The sequence below is a fragment of the Pseudoalteromonas sp. T1lg23B genome (assembly GCF_002964665.1).
Lineage (GTDB): Bacteria > Pseudomonadota > Gammaproteobacteria > Enterobacterales > Alteromonadaceae > Pseudoalteromonas.
In genome coordinates this window covers 315,867-329,971 of record NZ_PQBZ01000034.1, presented here as the reverse complement: position 1 = coordinate 329,971, position 14,105 = coordinate 315,867, and the positions used below count along the sequence as shown (strand labels likewise).

16 protein-coding genes are annotated in these 14,105 nt (G+C 40.9%); 2 read left to right on the top strand and 14 right to left on the bottom strand.

Annotated elements, in window-relative coordinates; all coding sequences use genetic code 11:
- Positions 1 to 11 precede the first annotated feature (11 nt).
- From C2M32_RS09955 to C2M32_RS09920, 8 genes are all read right to left on the bottom strand, one after another.
- Positions 12 to 1,334 (bottom strand): Na+/H+ antiporter family protein, encoded by a 1,323-nt coding sequence (locus tag C2M32_RS09955; protein WP_105168289.1) that lies wholly within the window; start codon positions 1,332 to 1,334, stop codon positions 12 to 14.
- Between the two features lie 2 nt (positions 1,335 to 1,336).
- Positions 1,337 to 2,284: a transglutaminase-like domain-containing protein gene (locus C2M32_RS09950; protein ID WP_158678195.1), complete on the bottom strand. Its 948-nt coding sequence runs from the start codon at positions 2,282 to 2,284 to the stop codon at positions 1,337 to 1,339.
- Complete coding sequence (locus C2M32_RS09945; protein WP_105168287.1) at positions 2,269 to 3,273, bottom strand: DUF3488 domain-containing protein; 1,005 nt, start codon at positions 3,271 to 3,273, stop codon at positions 2,269 to 2,271. The genes C2M32_RS09950 and C2M32_RS09945 overlap by 16 nt, the downstream gene beginning before the upstream one ends.
- Positions 3,263 to 4,261: a DUF58 domain-containing protein gene (locus C2M32_RS09940; RefSeq protein ID WP_105169270.1), complete on the bottom strand. Its 999-nt coding sequence runs from the start codon at positions 4,259 to 4,261 to the stop codon at positions 3,263 to 3,265. The genes C2M32_RS09945 and C2M32_RS09940 overlap by 11 nt, the downstream gene beginning before the upstream one ends.
- Positions 4,201 to 5,106, bottom strand: a complete 906-nt coding sequence (locus tag C2M32_RS09935; RefSeq protein WP_105168286.1) for an AAA family ATPase — start codon at positions 5,104 to 5,106, stop codon at positions 4,201 to 4,203. The genes C2M32_RS09940 and C2M32_RS09935 overlap by 61 nt, the downstream gene beginning before the upstream one ends.
- Positions 5,103 to 5,486 carry a response regulator gene (locus tag C2M32_RS09930; RefSeq protein ID WP_105168285.1) on the bottom strand — a complete coding sequence of 128 codons (384 nt, stop codon included), beginning with the start codon at positions 5,484 to 5,486 and terminating at the stop codon, positions 5,103 to 5,105. The genes C2M32_RS09935 and C2M32_RS09930 overlap by 4 nt, the downstream gene beginning before the upstream one ends.
- A 621-nt stretch (positions 5,487 to 6,107) precedes the next feature.
- On the bottom strand, positions 6,108 to 6,470 hold the full coding sequence (locus tag C2M32_RS09925) for a hypothetical protein (RefSeq protein WP_105168284.1): 363 nt from the start codon (positions 6,468 to 6,470) through the stop codon (positions 6,108 to 6,110).
- Positions 6,471 to 6,563: 93 nt separating this feature from the next.
- Complete coding sequence (locus C2M32_RS09920; protein WP_105168283.1) at positions 6,564 to 6,830, bottom strand: serine hydrolase; 267 nt, start codon at positions 6,828 to 6,830, stop codon at positions 6,564 to 6,566.
- Positions 6,831 to 7,241: 411 nt separating this feature from the next.
- Between C2M32_RS09920 and C2M32_RS09915 the strand changes: the two genes are divergently transcribed.
- Positions 7,242 to 8,192 carry a hypothetical protein gene (locus C2M32_RS09915; RefSeq protein ID WP_105168282.1) on the top strand — a complete coding sequence of 317 codons (951 nt, stop codon included), beginning with the start codon at positions 7,242 to 7,244 and terminating at the stop codon, positions 8,190 to 8,192.
- Positions 8,193 to 8,271: 79 nt separating this feature from the next.
- Here C2M32_RS09915 and C2M32_RS09910 read toward each other — a convergent pair whose 3' ends face one another.
- The 3 genes from C2M32_RS09910 to C2M32_RS09900 all read right to left on the bottom strand — a co-directional run bounded on the left by C2M32_RS09910 (position 8,272) and on the right by C2M32_RS09900 (position 10,363).
- On the bottom strand, positions 8,272 to 8,631 hold the full coding sequence (locus tag C2M32_RS09910; RefSeq protein ID WP_105168281.1) for a hypothetical protein: 360 nt from the start codon (positions 8,629 to 8,631) through the stop codon (positions 8,272 to 8,274).
- Between the two features lie 238 nt (positions 8,632 to 8,869).
- A complete protein-coding gene (locus C2M32_RS09905; protein WP_105168280.1) occupies positions 8,870 to 9,277 on the bottom strand; it encodes a phosphate ABC transporter substrate-binding protein in 408 nt (135 codons plus the stop codon).
- 12 nt (positions 9,278 to 9,289) lie between these two features.
- Positions 9,290 to 10,363 carry a porin gene (locus C2M32_RS09900; protein ID WP_105168279.1) on the bottom strand — a complete coding sequence of 358 codons (1,074 nt, stop codon included), beginning with the start codon at positions 10,361 to 10,363 and terminating at the stop codon, positions 9,290 to 9,292.
- Between the two features lie 206 nt (positions 10,364 to 10,569).
- Between C2M32_RS09900 and C2M32_RS09895 the strand changes: the two genes are divergently transcribed.
- Positions 10,570 to 12,192, top strand: coding sequence for a methyl-accepting chemotaxis protein (locus C2M32_RS09895; RefSeq protein ID WP_105168278.1), 1,623 nt, complete (start codon positions 10,570 to 10,572; stop codon positions 12,190 to 12,192).
- A gap of 73 nt (positions 12,193 to 12,265) precedes the next feature.
- Here C2M32_RS09895 and cspE read toward each other — a convergent pair whose 3' ends face one another.
- The 3 genes from cspE to C2M32_RS09880 all read right to left on the bottom strand — a co-directional run bounded on the left by cspE (position 12,266) and on the right by C2M32_RS09880 (position 14,059).
- Positions 12,266 to 12,475 carry a transcription antiterminator/RNA stability regulator CspE gene (cspE, locus tag C2M32_RS09890; protein ID WP_070985466.1) on the bottom strand — a complete coding sequence of 70 codons (210 nt, stop codon included), beginning with the start codon at positions 12,473 to 12,475 and terminating at the stop codon, positions 12,266 to 12,268.
- 292 nt (positions 12,476 to 12,767) lie between these two features.
- A complete protein-coding gene (locus tag C2M32_RS09885) occupies positions 12,768 to 13,340 on the bottom strand; it encodes a tRNA-(ms[2]io[6]A)-hydroxylase (RefSeq protein ID WP_105169269.1) in 573 nt (190 codons plus the stop codon).
- Between the two features lie 89 nt (positions 13,341 to 13,429).
- The gene (locus C2M32_RS09880) at positions 13,430 to 14,059 is read right to left on the bottom strand and encodes a sulfotransferase family protein (protein WP_105168277.1); all 630 of its coding nucleotides are present in this window, start codon (positions 14,057 to 14,059) and stop codon (positions 13,430 to 13,432) included.
- Positions 14,060 to 14,105 lie beyond the last annotated feature (46 nt).

Sequence of the window (14,105 nt, the reverse complement as noted above, 5' to 3'; positions counted from 1 at the left end):
TATTGACTAACCTACAGTACCATTGCCGCTATCCAACCGAAGATAAGTAGCGGAATATTAAAGTGAATAAAGGTAGGCACAACAGAGTCCCAAATATGGTCGTGCTGACCATCCGCGTTTAATCCTGACGTTGGTCCAAGAGTTGAGTCGGAAGCAGGGGAGCCTGCATCGCCTAACGCGCCAGCAGTACCAACAAGCGCGGCGGTTGCCATCATAGAAAAACCAACTTCCATACATAAAGGTACAAATAGGGTGGCGATGATAGGCACGGTCGAAAATGAGCTGCCAATTCCCATGGTAATTAGCAAACCAACCAGTAAAATCATTGCTGCAGCTAACGGTTTGTTATCGCCAATAAACTGCGAACAAGCTGCAACTAAACTTGCCACATCTCCGGTAGCTTTCATTACAGATGCAAAGCCTTGCGCCGAAATCATGATAAAGCCAATCATGGCCATCATAGCAACGCCGCGACTGAAAACATCTGAACTTTGTTCCCACTTGACGATGCCGAAAACGCTAAACATCATGACACCCACTAAGCCACCCAAGATCATCGAACCACTAATGTTTTGGGCCAGTAATGAACTGATAACCGCTATTGCGCCGATTATCATCACCTTTTTGGGGTTTTCAATTTGTTTCGCGGCGGCAACTTCACTTGCTTCGTTGTGTTTGTATTCTCGACCTTTACGGTAGCTCACAAAAACGGCGATGACTAAGCCTACCAGCATTCCTATTGCAGGGATTATCATTGCCATAGGAACTTGAGTATTGACCATATCTAAGCCATTATCCGTTAGGTTTTTATGTAAGATTGAGTAAAGGTAAATACCACCAAAACCGTAAGGAAGTACCATATACGAGGTTGCTAAACCAAAGGTTAGAATACAGGCAATAGCTCTTCTGTCTAGAGAAAGCTTATTTAAAATTGTCAGCAACGGGGGGATCAAAATAGGAATAAATGCGATATGAACAGGGATCAAGTTTTGCGAAGCGACGGCACACAATAGGATAATACTCATAATGGTGAAGCTGAGCACCCGAGTATGAGCTTCGTCTGAGTTGTCGACCAAACTCAATAGTTTCTGAGCCAGAATGTGGGTTAATCCTGATTTTGAAATCGCCACTGCAAATCCACCTAACATGGCATAACTGAGCGCTATTTCTGCCCCACCTGAAAGGCCACTGTTAAAGGCATTCATGGTCTCGTTTAGCCCTAGACCGGCACTTAACCCAGCCACCATTGCACTGACAGTCATTGCCACAATAACATTAACGCGAATTAGCGCCAGACTGAGCATTAATAAAACGCCTATAATTACTGCATTCATACTTATCTCTTTGCTTTTGTTTTTATTGAATTTATCAAATTTTTGGCATGTTTGTTCTGGTTTTTGCCAAAAGATTTGCCCTGATATCTATTTGCCGCAAAATCCGCGTAAAATTGTAGCAACATTTCTCGCTGCTCCGAGTATTGCCGAATTAACTCATCTATCGCTCGTTTGGGGGGAAGGGCAGACAAGTCTTTGTCACAGAAGCCAATGAGCTGTCGATAACGCTTAATGACAGTCGGCTCCTTAACTTTCACGATTCGCTGTACGTAAAAGAACAATATGGTTAAAACCAATGATATGACTAATACCACCAGTGCACCGGCCCATTGCTTACCTTTATTACCGAATAAAGTTTGTAAAAGAGATGTTTGCTTGTCTTGATCAAAATTTAAAACCCATCGTGTCCATTGATAGTCTAGTTGTTCTAACCGTAATCTAAGCCAATTAATAGCTTTAAAATCTTGCCAAGCAACGAGACTCAAGCCTAGGTTCTGTTGAAATTCACCAGCTAATGTTTGATGTTCGGACAATGACCCCAAGAGGCGTCCAGGAGAAACCCAAGCGGTTGGGTCTAAACGTTTCCAACCTTCATTTGGAACAAAATATTCAACCCACGCGTGGGCATCGTATTGGTAAACGCTGAAATATCCTTGTTGAATATTATACTCAGCCCCTAAATAACCGGAAACTAAGCGTGCTGGAATTCCAGCACTTCTTAGCAAAACAGCAACACTAGAGGCATAGTGTCCGCAAAAACCGTTTTTATATTCAAATAAAAACTGGTCAATCCTATGGCTGGATGTGGTGACATCGGGAGTGAGTGTATAACTAAACCCCTGTGTCGAAAAGTACCGCTGCATTAACTCGATATACTGTTTGGTTGTTGTGGAATTAAGGTCCCACTGCTTGGCGAGTTCTTGAGCTTTTGGGTTCAGCTGTTCCGGCAACGAGGTATATAATCGATATTGCCAGCTGGGTAGTTGTGTTTGTTGGCGTATGTCAGCAGGCTGTACCTGATATTCGAAAGTTGAGGTAATCTTATCGTTCTATAAAGCGTACCAAAGTAATTATAGTTGACAGATTTTGTTGGGCTCATTGCGAAATCAAGCGCATAGAGCCATGGCAGATTACTCGCTTCAGCGATGATCTTATAGGGTGATTGCAATGAGTTTGGGGTTAAATTACTCGCAACATTTTGCAAGTTTGACATACGCCACTGCGTACCATCAAATCTATCATGAATGATGGCGCGCCAGTATAGTGGGGTGTTTACCTGCGGTTGCGTCTCGTCGTTAAACAAGGCTCTAAATGCCAGCTCATCAGACTTCACCAATTCCACGATGTTAAAAGGGTCAACGTCTTCAGTTAGGCCTGTTTTTGCGAGTGTTGGCCCTGGCATTTGCCAAAATGCTGGTAGTTTAGGCATAAATATCAATAGCAGTATGCTTAAGCTCATACTTAACAAAACTTTTGAGAGCGTGAACTTTCCTGCAAATGCTAAGGAAACTCTGTGCTGTACTTGCAGCATAAACGTCAAATTTATACCCAATAAGATCAGCACGATAAGTGCAACATATAAACTCTGAGAGAATAAGAAAACACTAGGTATAGTGAAAAAGTTCAACACATAGATCTGTTGCCATTGTCTACTCGTTGTTGCTTGTAGCACTTTTAATTGACAGGCCAGTAGCATTAAGGCGACGAATAACTCAACAGTGTTTTTCGCTCCGACGGAGAACCCCGTTATGAGCATTCCGACAATAGCGATTAGGTTTAACAGCGCGTTTTTTACTCCTGGCTTATTCTTAATGACTAACACGACGTGCCAGAGTGCTAACAACAGCATTAAAATACTAAAAGGGGTGCCAAATGACATAGTTGGTAAAAAGGTAAGGAGTAAATAGCTGAGCGTGATAACAAAATGATTAGTAATCACTGAGCGCCTCCAAACATCTGATTTTATGCAGCTCCCCTTGCCCAGCTTCTATCAAACGGGGACCTAACTTTAATGCATAGCTGAGGTTATTTTGGTGTGCTTGGAGCACAAGGTAGCATAACTTTTCAAGGCGCTCTTCGACAGTGCCCTGAAGGCTGTCAAAATCAAAACCTAAGGTATGTGTACCAGCTTCTCCTTCATAATCCTTTACCAAAAGTTGTTGTGTTTTGGCAAAATGTCGCCAAGATATACGATGCATGTTCATACCAGACTGATAAGGCGCGAGCTGCTTAAATTCATCGCTTAAATGTGACGAGGTATATATATACTGCTTATCATCACTATGACTTATAAATTCAAGTCTATTACTCGTATCCACTTTTGGGTCTGGGTAAGCGTATATATATTTATTACAGTAAAGGTAACTCCAAACGCAAACCAAACCAAAAGGGAAATGACTCACAAATTTAAAACGGCCAAGCGCATGCTTACCTCTAGGGAACATAAATCCGATACTAGCTAGCTCTCTAGTCTGTACCAACGGTAAATCAATTTGTTGTTTTATAAGATTATGTTCAATTGATAGTTGTAGGAGCTTTGCCTTGGTGCTGAGCTCAAAAGTAACCGTAGGAGGGGTAGAGCGATGCGCTGATTGAATGGATATTAACCTGACTTGCGCACCACTCATATTTATATAGCCATAGATAATAGACACGACTAATAACATGACCATCAAATAAGCGACACCGAGTAGTAAGTTGTTTTGATAATTAATACCAAGTACAAAATTCAAAGCACTAACAGCAACAAAACCCATGCCGGTCATTGATGGAAGAACATAAATTGTATTGTGTTTGAATGTGATCCGATCGCCTTCGTGTTTTTTTTTGATCACACGAGAGAAAAACTGCTTCACATATCCTTCGCTCAAAGCGGGATCACCACGTCGGCTAAAATGTCCGATATCGCTTGCTCTTGCATATGACATGGAATATTAAGTCGATGAGCAGCAATACTTCCAAATACCGACTGGACGTCGTCTTGAGTTGCATAATCTCGACCATCCATTAGCGCCCAGGTTCTGGCGGCTTGGCCTAGAGCAATACTGGCTCGTGGCGAAAGCGGGTCGGTAAATAATCCTGATTCGCGTGTATATTTGACCAGTGCAAGAATATAATCGAGTACACTTTCCGCTAACGTAACATCTTTTGCTTGTGCCTGAAGACGAAATAATTCTTCAATATCAATTACTTTATTTACTTCCGAGGGGACATTTTGCTTTATCCCCAGAATCAACTTGCGCTCAGCATCATCGCTTGGATAGCCTAAGCTAATGCGCATGAAGAAGCGATCTAATTGAGATTCGGGTAGGGGATGTGTACCAGACTGATGTATCGGGTTTTGTGTGGCAATAACAAAAAATGGCTCTGGTAGCGGATGACTTATACCATCAACAGTCACCTGACGTTCTTCCATTGCTTCTAACAGCGCACTTTGAGTTTTTGGACTCGCACGATTAATTTCATCACCAAGTAAAACTTGGCTAAAAATTGGGCCCGCATGAAACGTAAATTTGTGCTCATTACTATTAAATATGGCTGAGCCAATAACGTCTGCGGGCAGTAAATCACTGGTGAACTGAACTCGCTGATAGCTAAGGCCTAAAACATCAGCTAAACCATGAGACAAGGTAGTTTTGCCCATACCTGGCAAATCTTCGATCAACAAGTGACCGCGACAAAGTAAACAACACACTGCTAACTTTATTTGTTGTTCTTTACCAAAAATAATATGCGAGAGTTGTTGCGTGATTTTTGCTATCGGATGACTCATGCAATCATTTCTATGCGCTTTAATACCGTATCAACTTTTTTGGCATTGAAGGGTTTTGCAATAAATCCTTTAGCGCCAAGTTCCCAAGTGTTTTGCACATTTTCAAGACTATTGTGACCAGAGCACATGATGACATGGGTACTTGGATAGTGGTCATTGATAAACTCTAGAATTTGGGTGCCGTCGGTGTCAGGCAATTCAATATCTAAAAAGATAACATTGGGTGGGTTGTTGATTAGTAAAGCTTTAGCGGACTCAAAATTTTCAGACTCAAAAATTTCTTCGAAACCTAACTCAACCAATATATTGCTGAGATAATCTCGGATCTCTTTGGAGTCATCGATAATCAATATCGGCTCCAGCGGTTTTACAAATTCCATATAACGATACTTCATATTGTTTGTCTGAAAACATACTAAGTCATCAGCACAGCAAGCTCAATAACTTTGGGCGTATAATCACAAGATAGCGCAGAAAAATACAAAATGTCCGATACCGTCTAGTATTGGACATTTTGAAGGTTCATGAGAATCGATCGATAGGACGTTAGAATACTTAAATTACTCACAGCCTATAATTTATATTATGTTAAATTGAATAAATAAGCTAGGTATCCTATCAGATGTGTTCGTTTATTTGCGATATTCTGTATTCATTACAACTGACCTTCGTTTATAAAATAACGAAAATATCAGCCTTTGAAATTTACATTATCATGACTTGGATCTCGACAACGACCAGTAACTCTTTTAGTTTCTACCTAAACGCCCTAGCATTTCATTTACTGATTTATCCGCCACCAATCCATATTTATCTCAGATTGCTATTCCTACGTTAAACATTCTGTAGGTCGGACAAGCTAAGTGCCATCAGACGTTTTACAATATCGGTAATATGGAAATGTCATCGCCAAACACTTTTTCTAGCTAAATTGGTTCGAGCAATATATTGTCAAATGTTGAATAAATACCGTTTTTTAGATTAACCGGCTTGCCACAATGTTAATCAAAGCTAGCGCTATCAGTGCTACTTGAACTTGAAGCACCATCTGATTCAGATGAACTGCACGAATCATTTTCTGTAACGTGAACCGTCACAAAAGATTCAAACCCGCTATTGCACAAAGCTGTGTGGCTATTATCGTACGTAGTACGTTTAGTTCTATCAGTCAGCGCATGGTGTAAGTCTGTTTCATTAACTAATTCCCCCGATTCATCAAATACGTCGCCCACAATTTCATACCAAGCCATCCACTCATTGTTGCCTTTGTGATAAACCTGGACTTGATCATTGTAAATGCGACGAAAGGCAAACTCTGAGAGTGTGTACTGTTTTTTGGGCTGTTTTTTAAAAAGCTTGAACATATGGCTAACTCCTTTTAAGTACTTATGTGCTCCAGCGTTGACACTGTGCGTTAAGAGCACATTTCAGCCCTCAGTTTGAGTGTAAAGAAAACACTATGTTTGCTCAACCTCTGTCACAAATATCCTTGCCAGCTCATGAGCGACTTTAGCAAAATCCCAAAATACTTTGGTTCTGACGTTTGCGTTAACAGCAATGGACAGTTTGTATCTTGGCACTACCATCAAGAAGCTCTGTGCCCCAGCTGATACTCCGCCATGGTGCATATACTCCGTTGGTATAATCCCTTCACCTAAATTTAGGGTATGAATGCGCCAACCTAAGCCATATTTCTGTGGGTTTATCTCTGTGTTGTTTAACACTTGCGGCGTTCAAAATAAGGTTCTAACAGACGGCGGTAAAAAACTTTATTCATAAACCCCTGCCCCAATTTTGCTAAATCTTTTGAGGTTGAAAACCAGCTGCCCCTAGCCAACACAGCTGGACCAGATTACTTTGCCACTGCGGCGGTGTAACCCACCGAAAATATTTAAGCTTGTTGCTTTATCAGAGCAGTAATAGCTTTTCGTGCCGCTCGTCAAATGTATAATTTAATCATGCAGTTAAACAACCGAAAATATGCTCTCCAGACCTTAAAGCGCACTTACATCATTTTTGGAACATTCTAAAAGATACAAATTTGTTTCTATTTTATTAACTTATGTTATTGACTGTAACAAAAAAACATCTTAGGATTAAGTTCCCAATAAAGATACACGTCAAGGATGTATACAATGACAAAAACAATAATCTCGTCATGCATTACGCTCGCTTTGGGCGTAGGTTTTACAAGCTCTGCTTTTGCAAAAGTATGTAATACCAAAACAGTTGTTACTGACAAGTGCACCATTTTCAAAAATGATCCTTCGCTTAACAGAAAAATAAACAAATTCTTAGGTGATATGCACAGCAGTTGTAACAAGCATGACAGAGCTTATAATACTCTGGGTGCAGATAGAGGCGCGGCAGATAGACGTCTTCAACGTGATTTACGTAAAGACTGTTTAGACAACCCACTAACAATGGGCGCGTGTTTGCCTGCTGTAGAACTGGCCATGGCATTTGTGCGCAAAAGTGGTAAGGAGCTTTATCTAGCAAGACAAAATGAGATGTTACAACATGTCCAAGGAGTGAATAGTAAAATGGCCGCAGACCAATGTGTCGCCACTCCTGAGCACCAAGGATATATTGACCAAGCACTACTAGATCACATTGCGAGTAAATTTAAATCAATTGTTAGTCGTCCTCCGACTGCTTATGAAAAATACGAAATGTTAAGTCGATATAATCCAAGTGAAGGACGCCAAGCAAGTGCGTTCAATAACGCAATTACATCTTACGCATACAATCGACGCGGCATCAATGCACCTGTTATAACGTCAATCAGCCGATATGAAAGTGTTTTCCCTGAAGTAGATTACACGTGGACTCCGCATATTTTAAATAGCAACTATCTGCAATACGATTGGTCGACATCTCAAACATGGGGTGTTCAGGCAGACAAACAGCTGACTATTAACTTTGGCAATCAATTTGATATGAGAGCTAACGTTAACGGCTTCTTGAAAGTTAGACGCTCTGTTGACGAAAGAGATGTGTTCTTTTTCAACCATAGGTTTACCGCGCGAGGTTCTTGTGCTCCGAGCCCAGATCAGTTTTGCACAATCTTACAGCCTGGGCCTTAATGTAAAGCTCGCTGACTAACATAGTTATGATAATAACGTGATAAAAGCCACTAAGTGGCTTTTATCTCTTCGACACGGTTCAACCTGCGCGAAAGAACGAATCTATTGCCTGTTTAAAGCTTTTCTCTGACTCTTGAGTTAAAGCACAGTAATTCCAAGCATTGTCTCCTAATCGAAATCTAACCTTAGCCTTGTATACCGTGTCTTTGTGCGCGTTTAAAAATCTCCAATCTGCTTTACCTGTGGTAGCACATGACTCTTTAGCGTAAAGATTGATACCTTTTGGCTGTACCAAGCTAAAAATATATACATCGCCATATATTGATGTGAGTTTGACTTCTTGTTGTTGTGTTTTGAATAACACCTTTGACAGCAAAAAAGCACTTATAGAAACACCTACCAGCATTGCCAAGTACGGCCATTTATGTTGTTCAAGCATTCAACCTGTTCTCTCCCCTCCTAAAGAACTAAACTTTAATGATGATTAAATTCAAAATAAATAGGTTGAAAGTATTGTTTATTTTAAAGCTGAACAGGCTTGCCCATGCATTTAACCTTAATATGTGCTGACATCATTCCTTCTGCGTCGCGCGCTTTTTTACGTCAGATTATGATCCCCATAAAATAGAAAACTCGCCTAGGTGAGCGAGTTTTTTGTTTACTGCGTTAAGGTTCTTCTAGAACTCTTTAACTACTTTTACATCACCTGTTACTGAACCAGAAGAAACAAACCCTATCGTGTCGGGATTAGATGATACACTTTGGATAACCTCTGCGTCATTCGCAGCCTCTTTGGGAGGCGTTCCTTTTCCAGTAAAGATTAGCTTTGACCAGTAGGCTTTCAGTTGAGCCGATGATTTATTCAGCACTTTGGTGTTGAATTCTTCGGTCACTGGGTTACCTGCGTCTTGACCTATCGGAATTGCCTTATTGCCATTGCTAAATGACTTCTCTTTACCGGTATAAATGCGATTTATTACAGAATCATCAAACGTGCTGTTGTTACTTGGGTGAACAATCACCGCAACACCAGCATATGACTGAGCGCAAAGCAGCATAAATGCTATATAAATTAAATTTTTCATCACTTAAGCTCCTTAAAATACTACATCAACGCCAAATGTGAGCGCTTTACTGTCACCGGCAACGGCAAAGTCAAACGAATCATCTTTAACGCGGTCATATTGCACTTTAAATGCTGCTGAAGGATGGAAGTTCCAACGCACGCCCACTGCAGTTGTATCATGTTTCTCAACATCACCATCACCACTTTGTTCGTAGTCTGAATACATGATATACGGTGTTATCTCATCAAAGCGATATCCGATACTGATCATATAAGTATCAAAATCAGAGTCCAGCTCCAGACGATTTAGCTCGGACAATACAAAAAGGTTACCAAAGTCCGCATTAACCGCTAAACCATAAAACTTACCATCACGCTCGTCTTTACCATTCCACATTGAAGGCTCACCATCAATAAAGCGCTTGTTGGTATAGCGCATATGGGTTAAACGAATTTCTAGCCAATCATGGCTTAAGTTAACAACGCCGCCGAGAATATCTTCCCAAATTTCGCGTGTAGGCGCCCTAAAAAAGAAGTCTGATAACAACTTGTTCTCGGTGTCATCTTCTCTACCTGTGTAAATATTTGCGGACAGTCCCCAATCTCCTACCGAGCCATTGTAGAGTAAATTGACCCCTTCATAGTTGAAAATCTGCCATGTATAGTTGTCTGCTGGCGGCCGCATCCATACATAGGCATATCCAACATCATAGAAATCCGAGTAGTAAAAAAGCGGCAAACGCTTCTTACCAGCTTGTAGTGTCCAATTATCATTGAGTTCATAGGAAATGTAAGCCCACTCAAACTCAGCATCAAAATCATTTGCACCACGTGCTACGATTTGCCCAGTTACACTGAGTCCTTCGCCAAGCTCCCCTGTCACCTGCAAACCTATAAGTGATTCAGGTGAAAAGGAAAAATCTTCTGTGTATGTACTTACAATTGGATAGTCAGCAAGAAATGACGGTTCAATACCGTATTGCGGTGCGCCCGTACCACTGAGCACTTTACCGCCATTCACACTTGCAAACCCTGAAATATTTATCTCTGCATGAGCTGTCATTGAAGTGAGAGCAGCGATCAAGAGAGTCATTTTTAGTTTCATAGATAGCTCCGCCTAATTTATAAGTTATTGGCAGGCTAAGTATAGTTAAACCTCCGAAAAAGAAAGTTTTATTGATAAAAATTGGAATATGGCTAAGCTTAGATGCAGGGGAAAGTGCCAATCAACTAGCGCTGTGCCTAAAAAAGGCAAAAAGCAGGGATTAACACAACGTAAGGTTGTCACATTGTTATATTACAAGGTGTTATATGTCGAATTTATTGCATTTTAAGAATATGAGTATTTCAAAAAAAATCCATGCGATAACCATAGTTGCTGTAGCAGCATTTATTGTCTTGGTAATGATTAACTATAACTCTCTATTGGAGAACCAGCGCTCACTTGATGAACTAGAAAACCAAACCTATAAATTGTTAATTTTGACGTCAGAAAACGTCACTGCAATGCAAAACCTCGACGAGACCTATACCCAATCTGTAACCTTCGGTGATGCGGAGCTTATAAGTAAAGCCGCCGCAACTCAGAAGAAGCTCGCAGAAAATTTAAGACTAGTGCCAACACTAAACTCTAACTTCCCAACGAGTGACACTGTACGTGACCTGCAAGAATACGGAAAAATTGCGAAGCAAATCGCTACTAGCATGATCGACGGCACAGCCGATTTTGCCAAGCTTCCACAAATTGCAAAACAAAAAAGCGATTTATTTGAGGGATTAGTGGCCGATTTGAACGATGATAAAAAACGCGCCAACGAACGTTTTTCTGAATTGATTAATAACACCAAGTCCAACGCTGATGATGCCTTAACAATGATGTTTATTGTTGCGGTTATTTCATTGGCATTGGTTATCGTGTTAGCTGTAATGATAGCCAGAGGGATCAGCTCCTCTGCAGGAGAAGCAGCAAGTAACCTTCATCTATTAGCCGAAGGCAAAGGCTCTTTGAGTTCGCAGTTAACTGTTTCATCGGCAGACGAAATCGGTCAGGTATCTAAAAACTTTAACGCTTTCATTAATCTGCTCAGAGGAACAGTTGAAGATGTAATCGCTGTGGTTGAGCCATTAATGGAAAACTCGACCAGACTGGTACAAGGAATGGAATCGGCAGAACGCGCCACACAACAGCAATCGAGTGATGCAGAAGTCGTGCGCAACTCAATGGAAGAGATGAAGCAAAGCGTGGGTGATATTTCTCAGTCAGCGGCCTCCGCTTTCCAAGCTGCTGAACTTGCTGAAAACGCAGTAGATGAGAGCTTAAAACAAATTAATGTCTCGGTTGCCCAGTCTCAAGACTTAAGTGAAGAGATTAATAAAGCTGCCGTTACCATCAACAAGCTTGCTGATGACACCCAAAACGTTACGCAAATTCTTAACGTAATTACTTCGATAGCAGAACAAACCAACCTACTGGCGTTAAACGCTGCGATTGAGGCAGCCCGAGCGGGAGAACAAGGGCGCGGTTTTGCGGTGGTAGCGGATGAAGTACGAGAGCTTGCGTCACGCACCGCCAAATCAACCAATGAGATTCGAGAGCTTATTAATATACTGACTGTAGCGGCGTCAGATTCTGTAAACGCGATGAATACCGCCAGAGATATGGCAACCAATAACGCTCAAGCTGCTGAGGCTACGGGTAATTCGATTCAGGAAATATCAGAACAGATTTTAGCAATCAATGGGATGAACTCTCAGATAGCAACGGCGACTGAGCAGCAAACATCTGTTGCAGCAATGGTTGTTGATAACGTTTCTAATATGCACAGCTCATTTGAAGAAACTATGAAAGCGTTAGAGCAAGTAAGAGATGTGGCGCAAAATCTACATAAGTTGTCTGATAACTTACTGGATTCAACTTCCAAATTTAAACTGTAATTTGCGGGTAAATTACAGGCATTAAAAAAGGTAGCCATTGGCTACCTTTTTTTGTTTCACTTAATTTTAAAAATTAAAGTGCAACGATGTTCTCAGCTTGAGGACCTTTTTGGCCTTGAGCAAGAGTGAATTCAACGCGTTGGCCTTCAGCTAGAGTTTTGAAGCCATCACCTTTGATTGCGCTGAAATGAGCGAATACGTCCGCGCCATTTTCTTGAGCGATAAAACCAAAACCTTTAGATTCATTAAACCACTTAACGGTACCAGTAACTGTGTTAGACATAATATCTATCCTGTAAATTAAAATTTAAAATGCTGACTATCATCAAAGTCAGACGGAATAGCACAAAAAATAAATGATATTTAAAAACTACAGGACGGAGGTACTAACGTTAACGCTTCGAAATGGAGTGTATAAAAAGTCTTACTTTTAAGCTGATGCTCACTATATAGAGTTTAACAGCTAAGTCAACATAATTTTTTGTTTATTATCTGGAGGGTGTTATTTTTTAACCAATCAGGCGAGAGCACAATGTGCCCTATTTCGCCTGATCCATAATGAACAGAATTGGCAATCAATGCAGTGCTGCGGTAAATGGGATTTCTTGGCAGATCTTCGCTTCTGCAATTAAGATTTCCTCCAAGCGCTGGTCGATAATTTGTTTGTCAAAATACTCGTACGCAAGCTCAACAAACAGGTTTTTATGTTTTTCTTCTGATTTGGCAATGGTCACATAAAAATCTTTCTCTTTGCCCTCTGGTAGTGCTTCAGCAACCAGCGAAAATCGTTCATGGCCACGCGCTTCAATTACTGCGGCTACAAGCAAGCGATCAATTAGAAACTCATCTCGCCCGTTTCTAAACACCGCACGAATTTTTTTAACGTATGGGTCTTTTTGATCATTGCCCAAGGTGACACCTCGCTCGGTTAATAACTTGAGTACCTGTTTGAAGTGGATCATTTCCTCAATCGCCAAGTCTGCCATAGCTTTAACCAGCTTAATTCTATCGGGATAATGACTTAACATTGATACAGCCATGCCCGACGCTTTTTTTTCTGCGGCAGCATGATCTTGTAAAAACGTGTCAAAATCTTCGAGTACTTTATGTGTCCATTCAAAAGGCGTGTGGTATTTAAGTTCAAACATTGCGAAATACTTACTGAGTTCACTGAAAAAAATTGTGGGCATTCTATCTTATTGTCGCGTCATGGCAAAGTATCGATTAGCCAGCATATTTAATACAATGAGGTATCCTTATCTACCTTACCATTTCTAGTCGATGATATTTTTAATGGGTGACGAATGTTATTCCAAGCGGTCACCTTTCCTGCTTTATTGGTATAAGGCATCGTGGTTATATTATCAGTCTCTGTGTTTAGAAAAGCTTTTAATTTTGACAATGCGTTCGTTTCCGCCACATTGAGTACGAGGTACGGTAATTGTTTCGCCTCGAAAAAAGCAATTGCTTGTTGCTGATGCCTAACGTAGCAGCCACGCAGAAAATCATGGTTATTCACCGAATTCTCGGTTAATCCAGAAAAAGTAGTTAAAAAACATCGCTTGATGGTGTCATTGAATCCGCCATCGCTGCGCATTAGATTACCCGCCATACGTTCTAAAAGCTGAGAAATAGATGGCAACCAAGTGTCTATATCGCGCTCAAGATAAATAAAACGGCTGTTTGGGTATGCTTCAGCTAAGCGTTGGTAGTCATTAAATATCGGCGTATCGGCAATCACTTGCGCGTCTTGAAATGTTTTTCTTGTGTAGGCAGTGTGCGCGGTCTTAAACCCCAATTCTAGACACGCAATACACAAGCTTGTGGTGCCTGTTCTTGGTAAACCGACTACAAATACTTTACTCATGCGACTTTGGGCCACAATTTAATATACACAGGGGAGCGATTATACG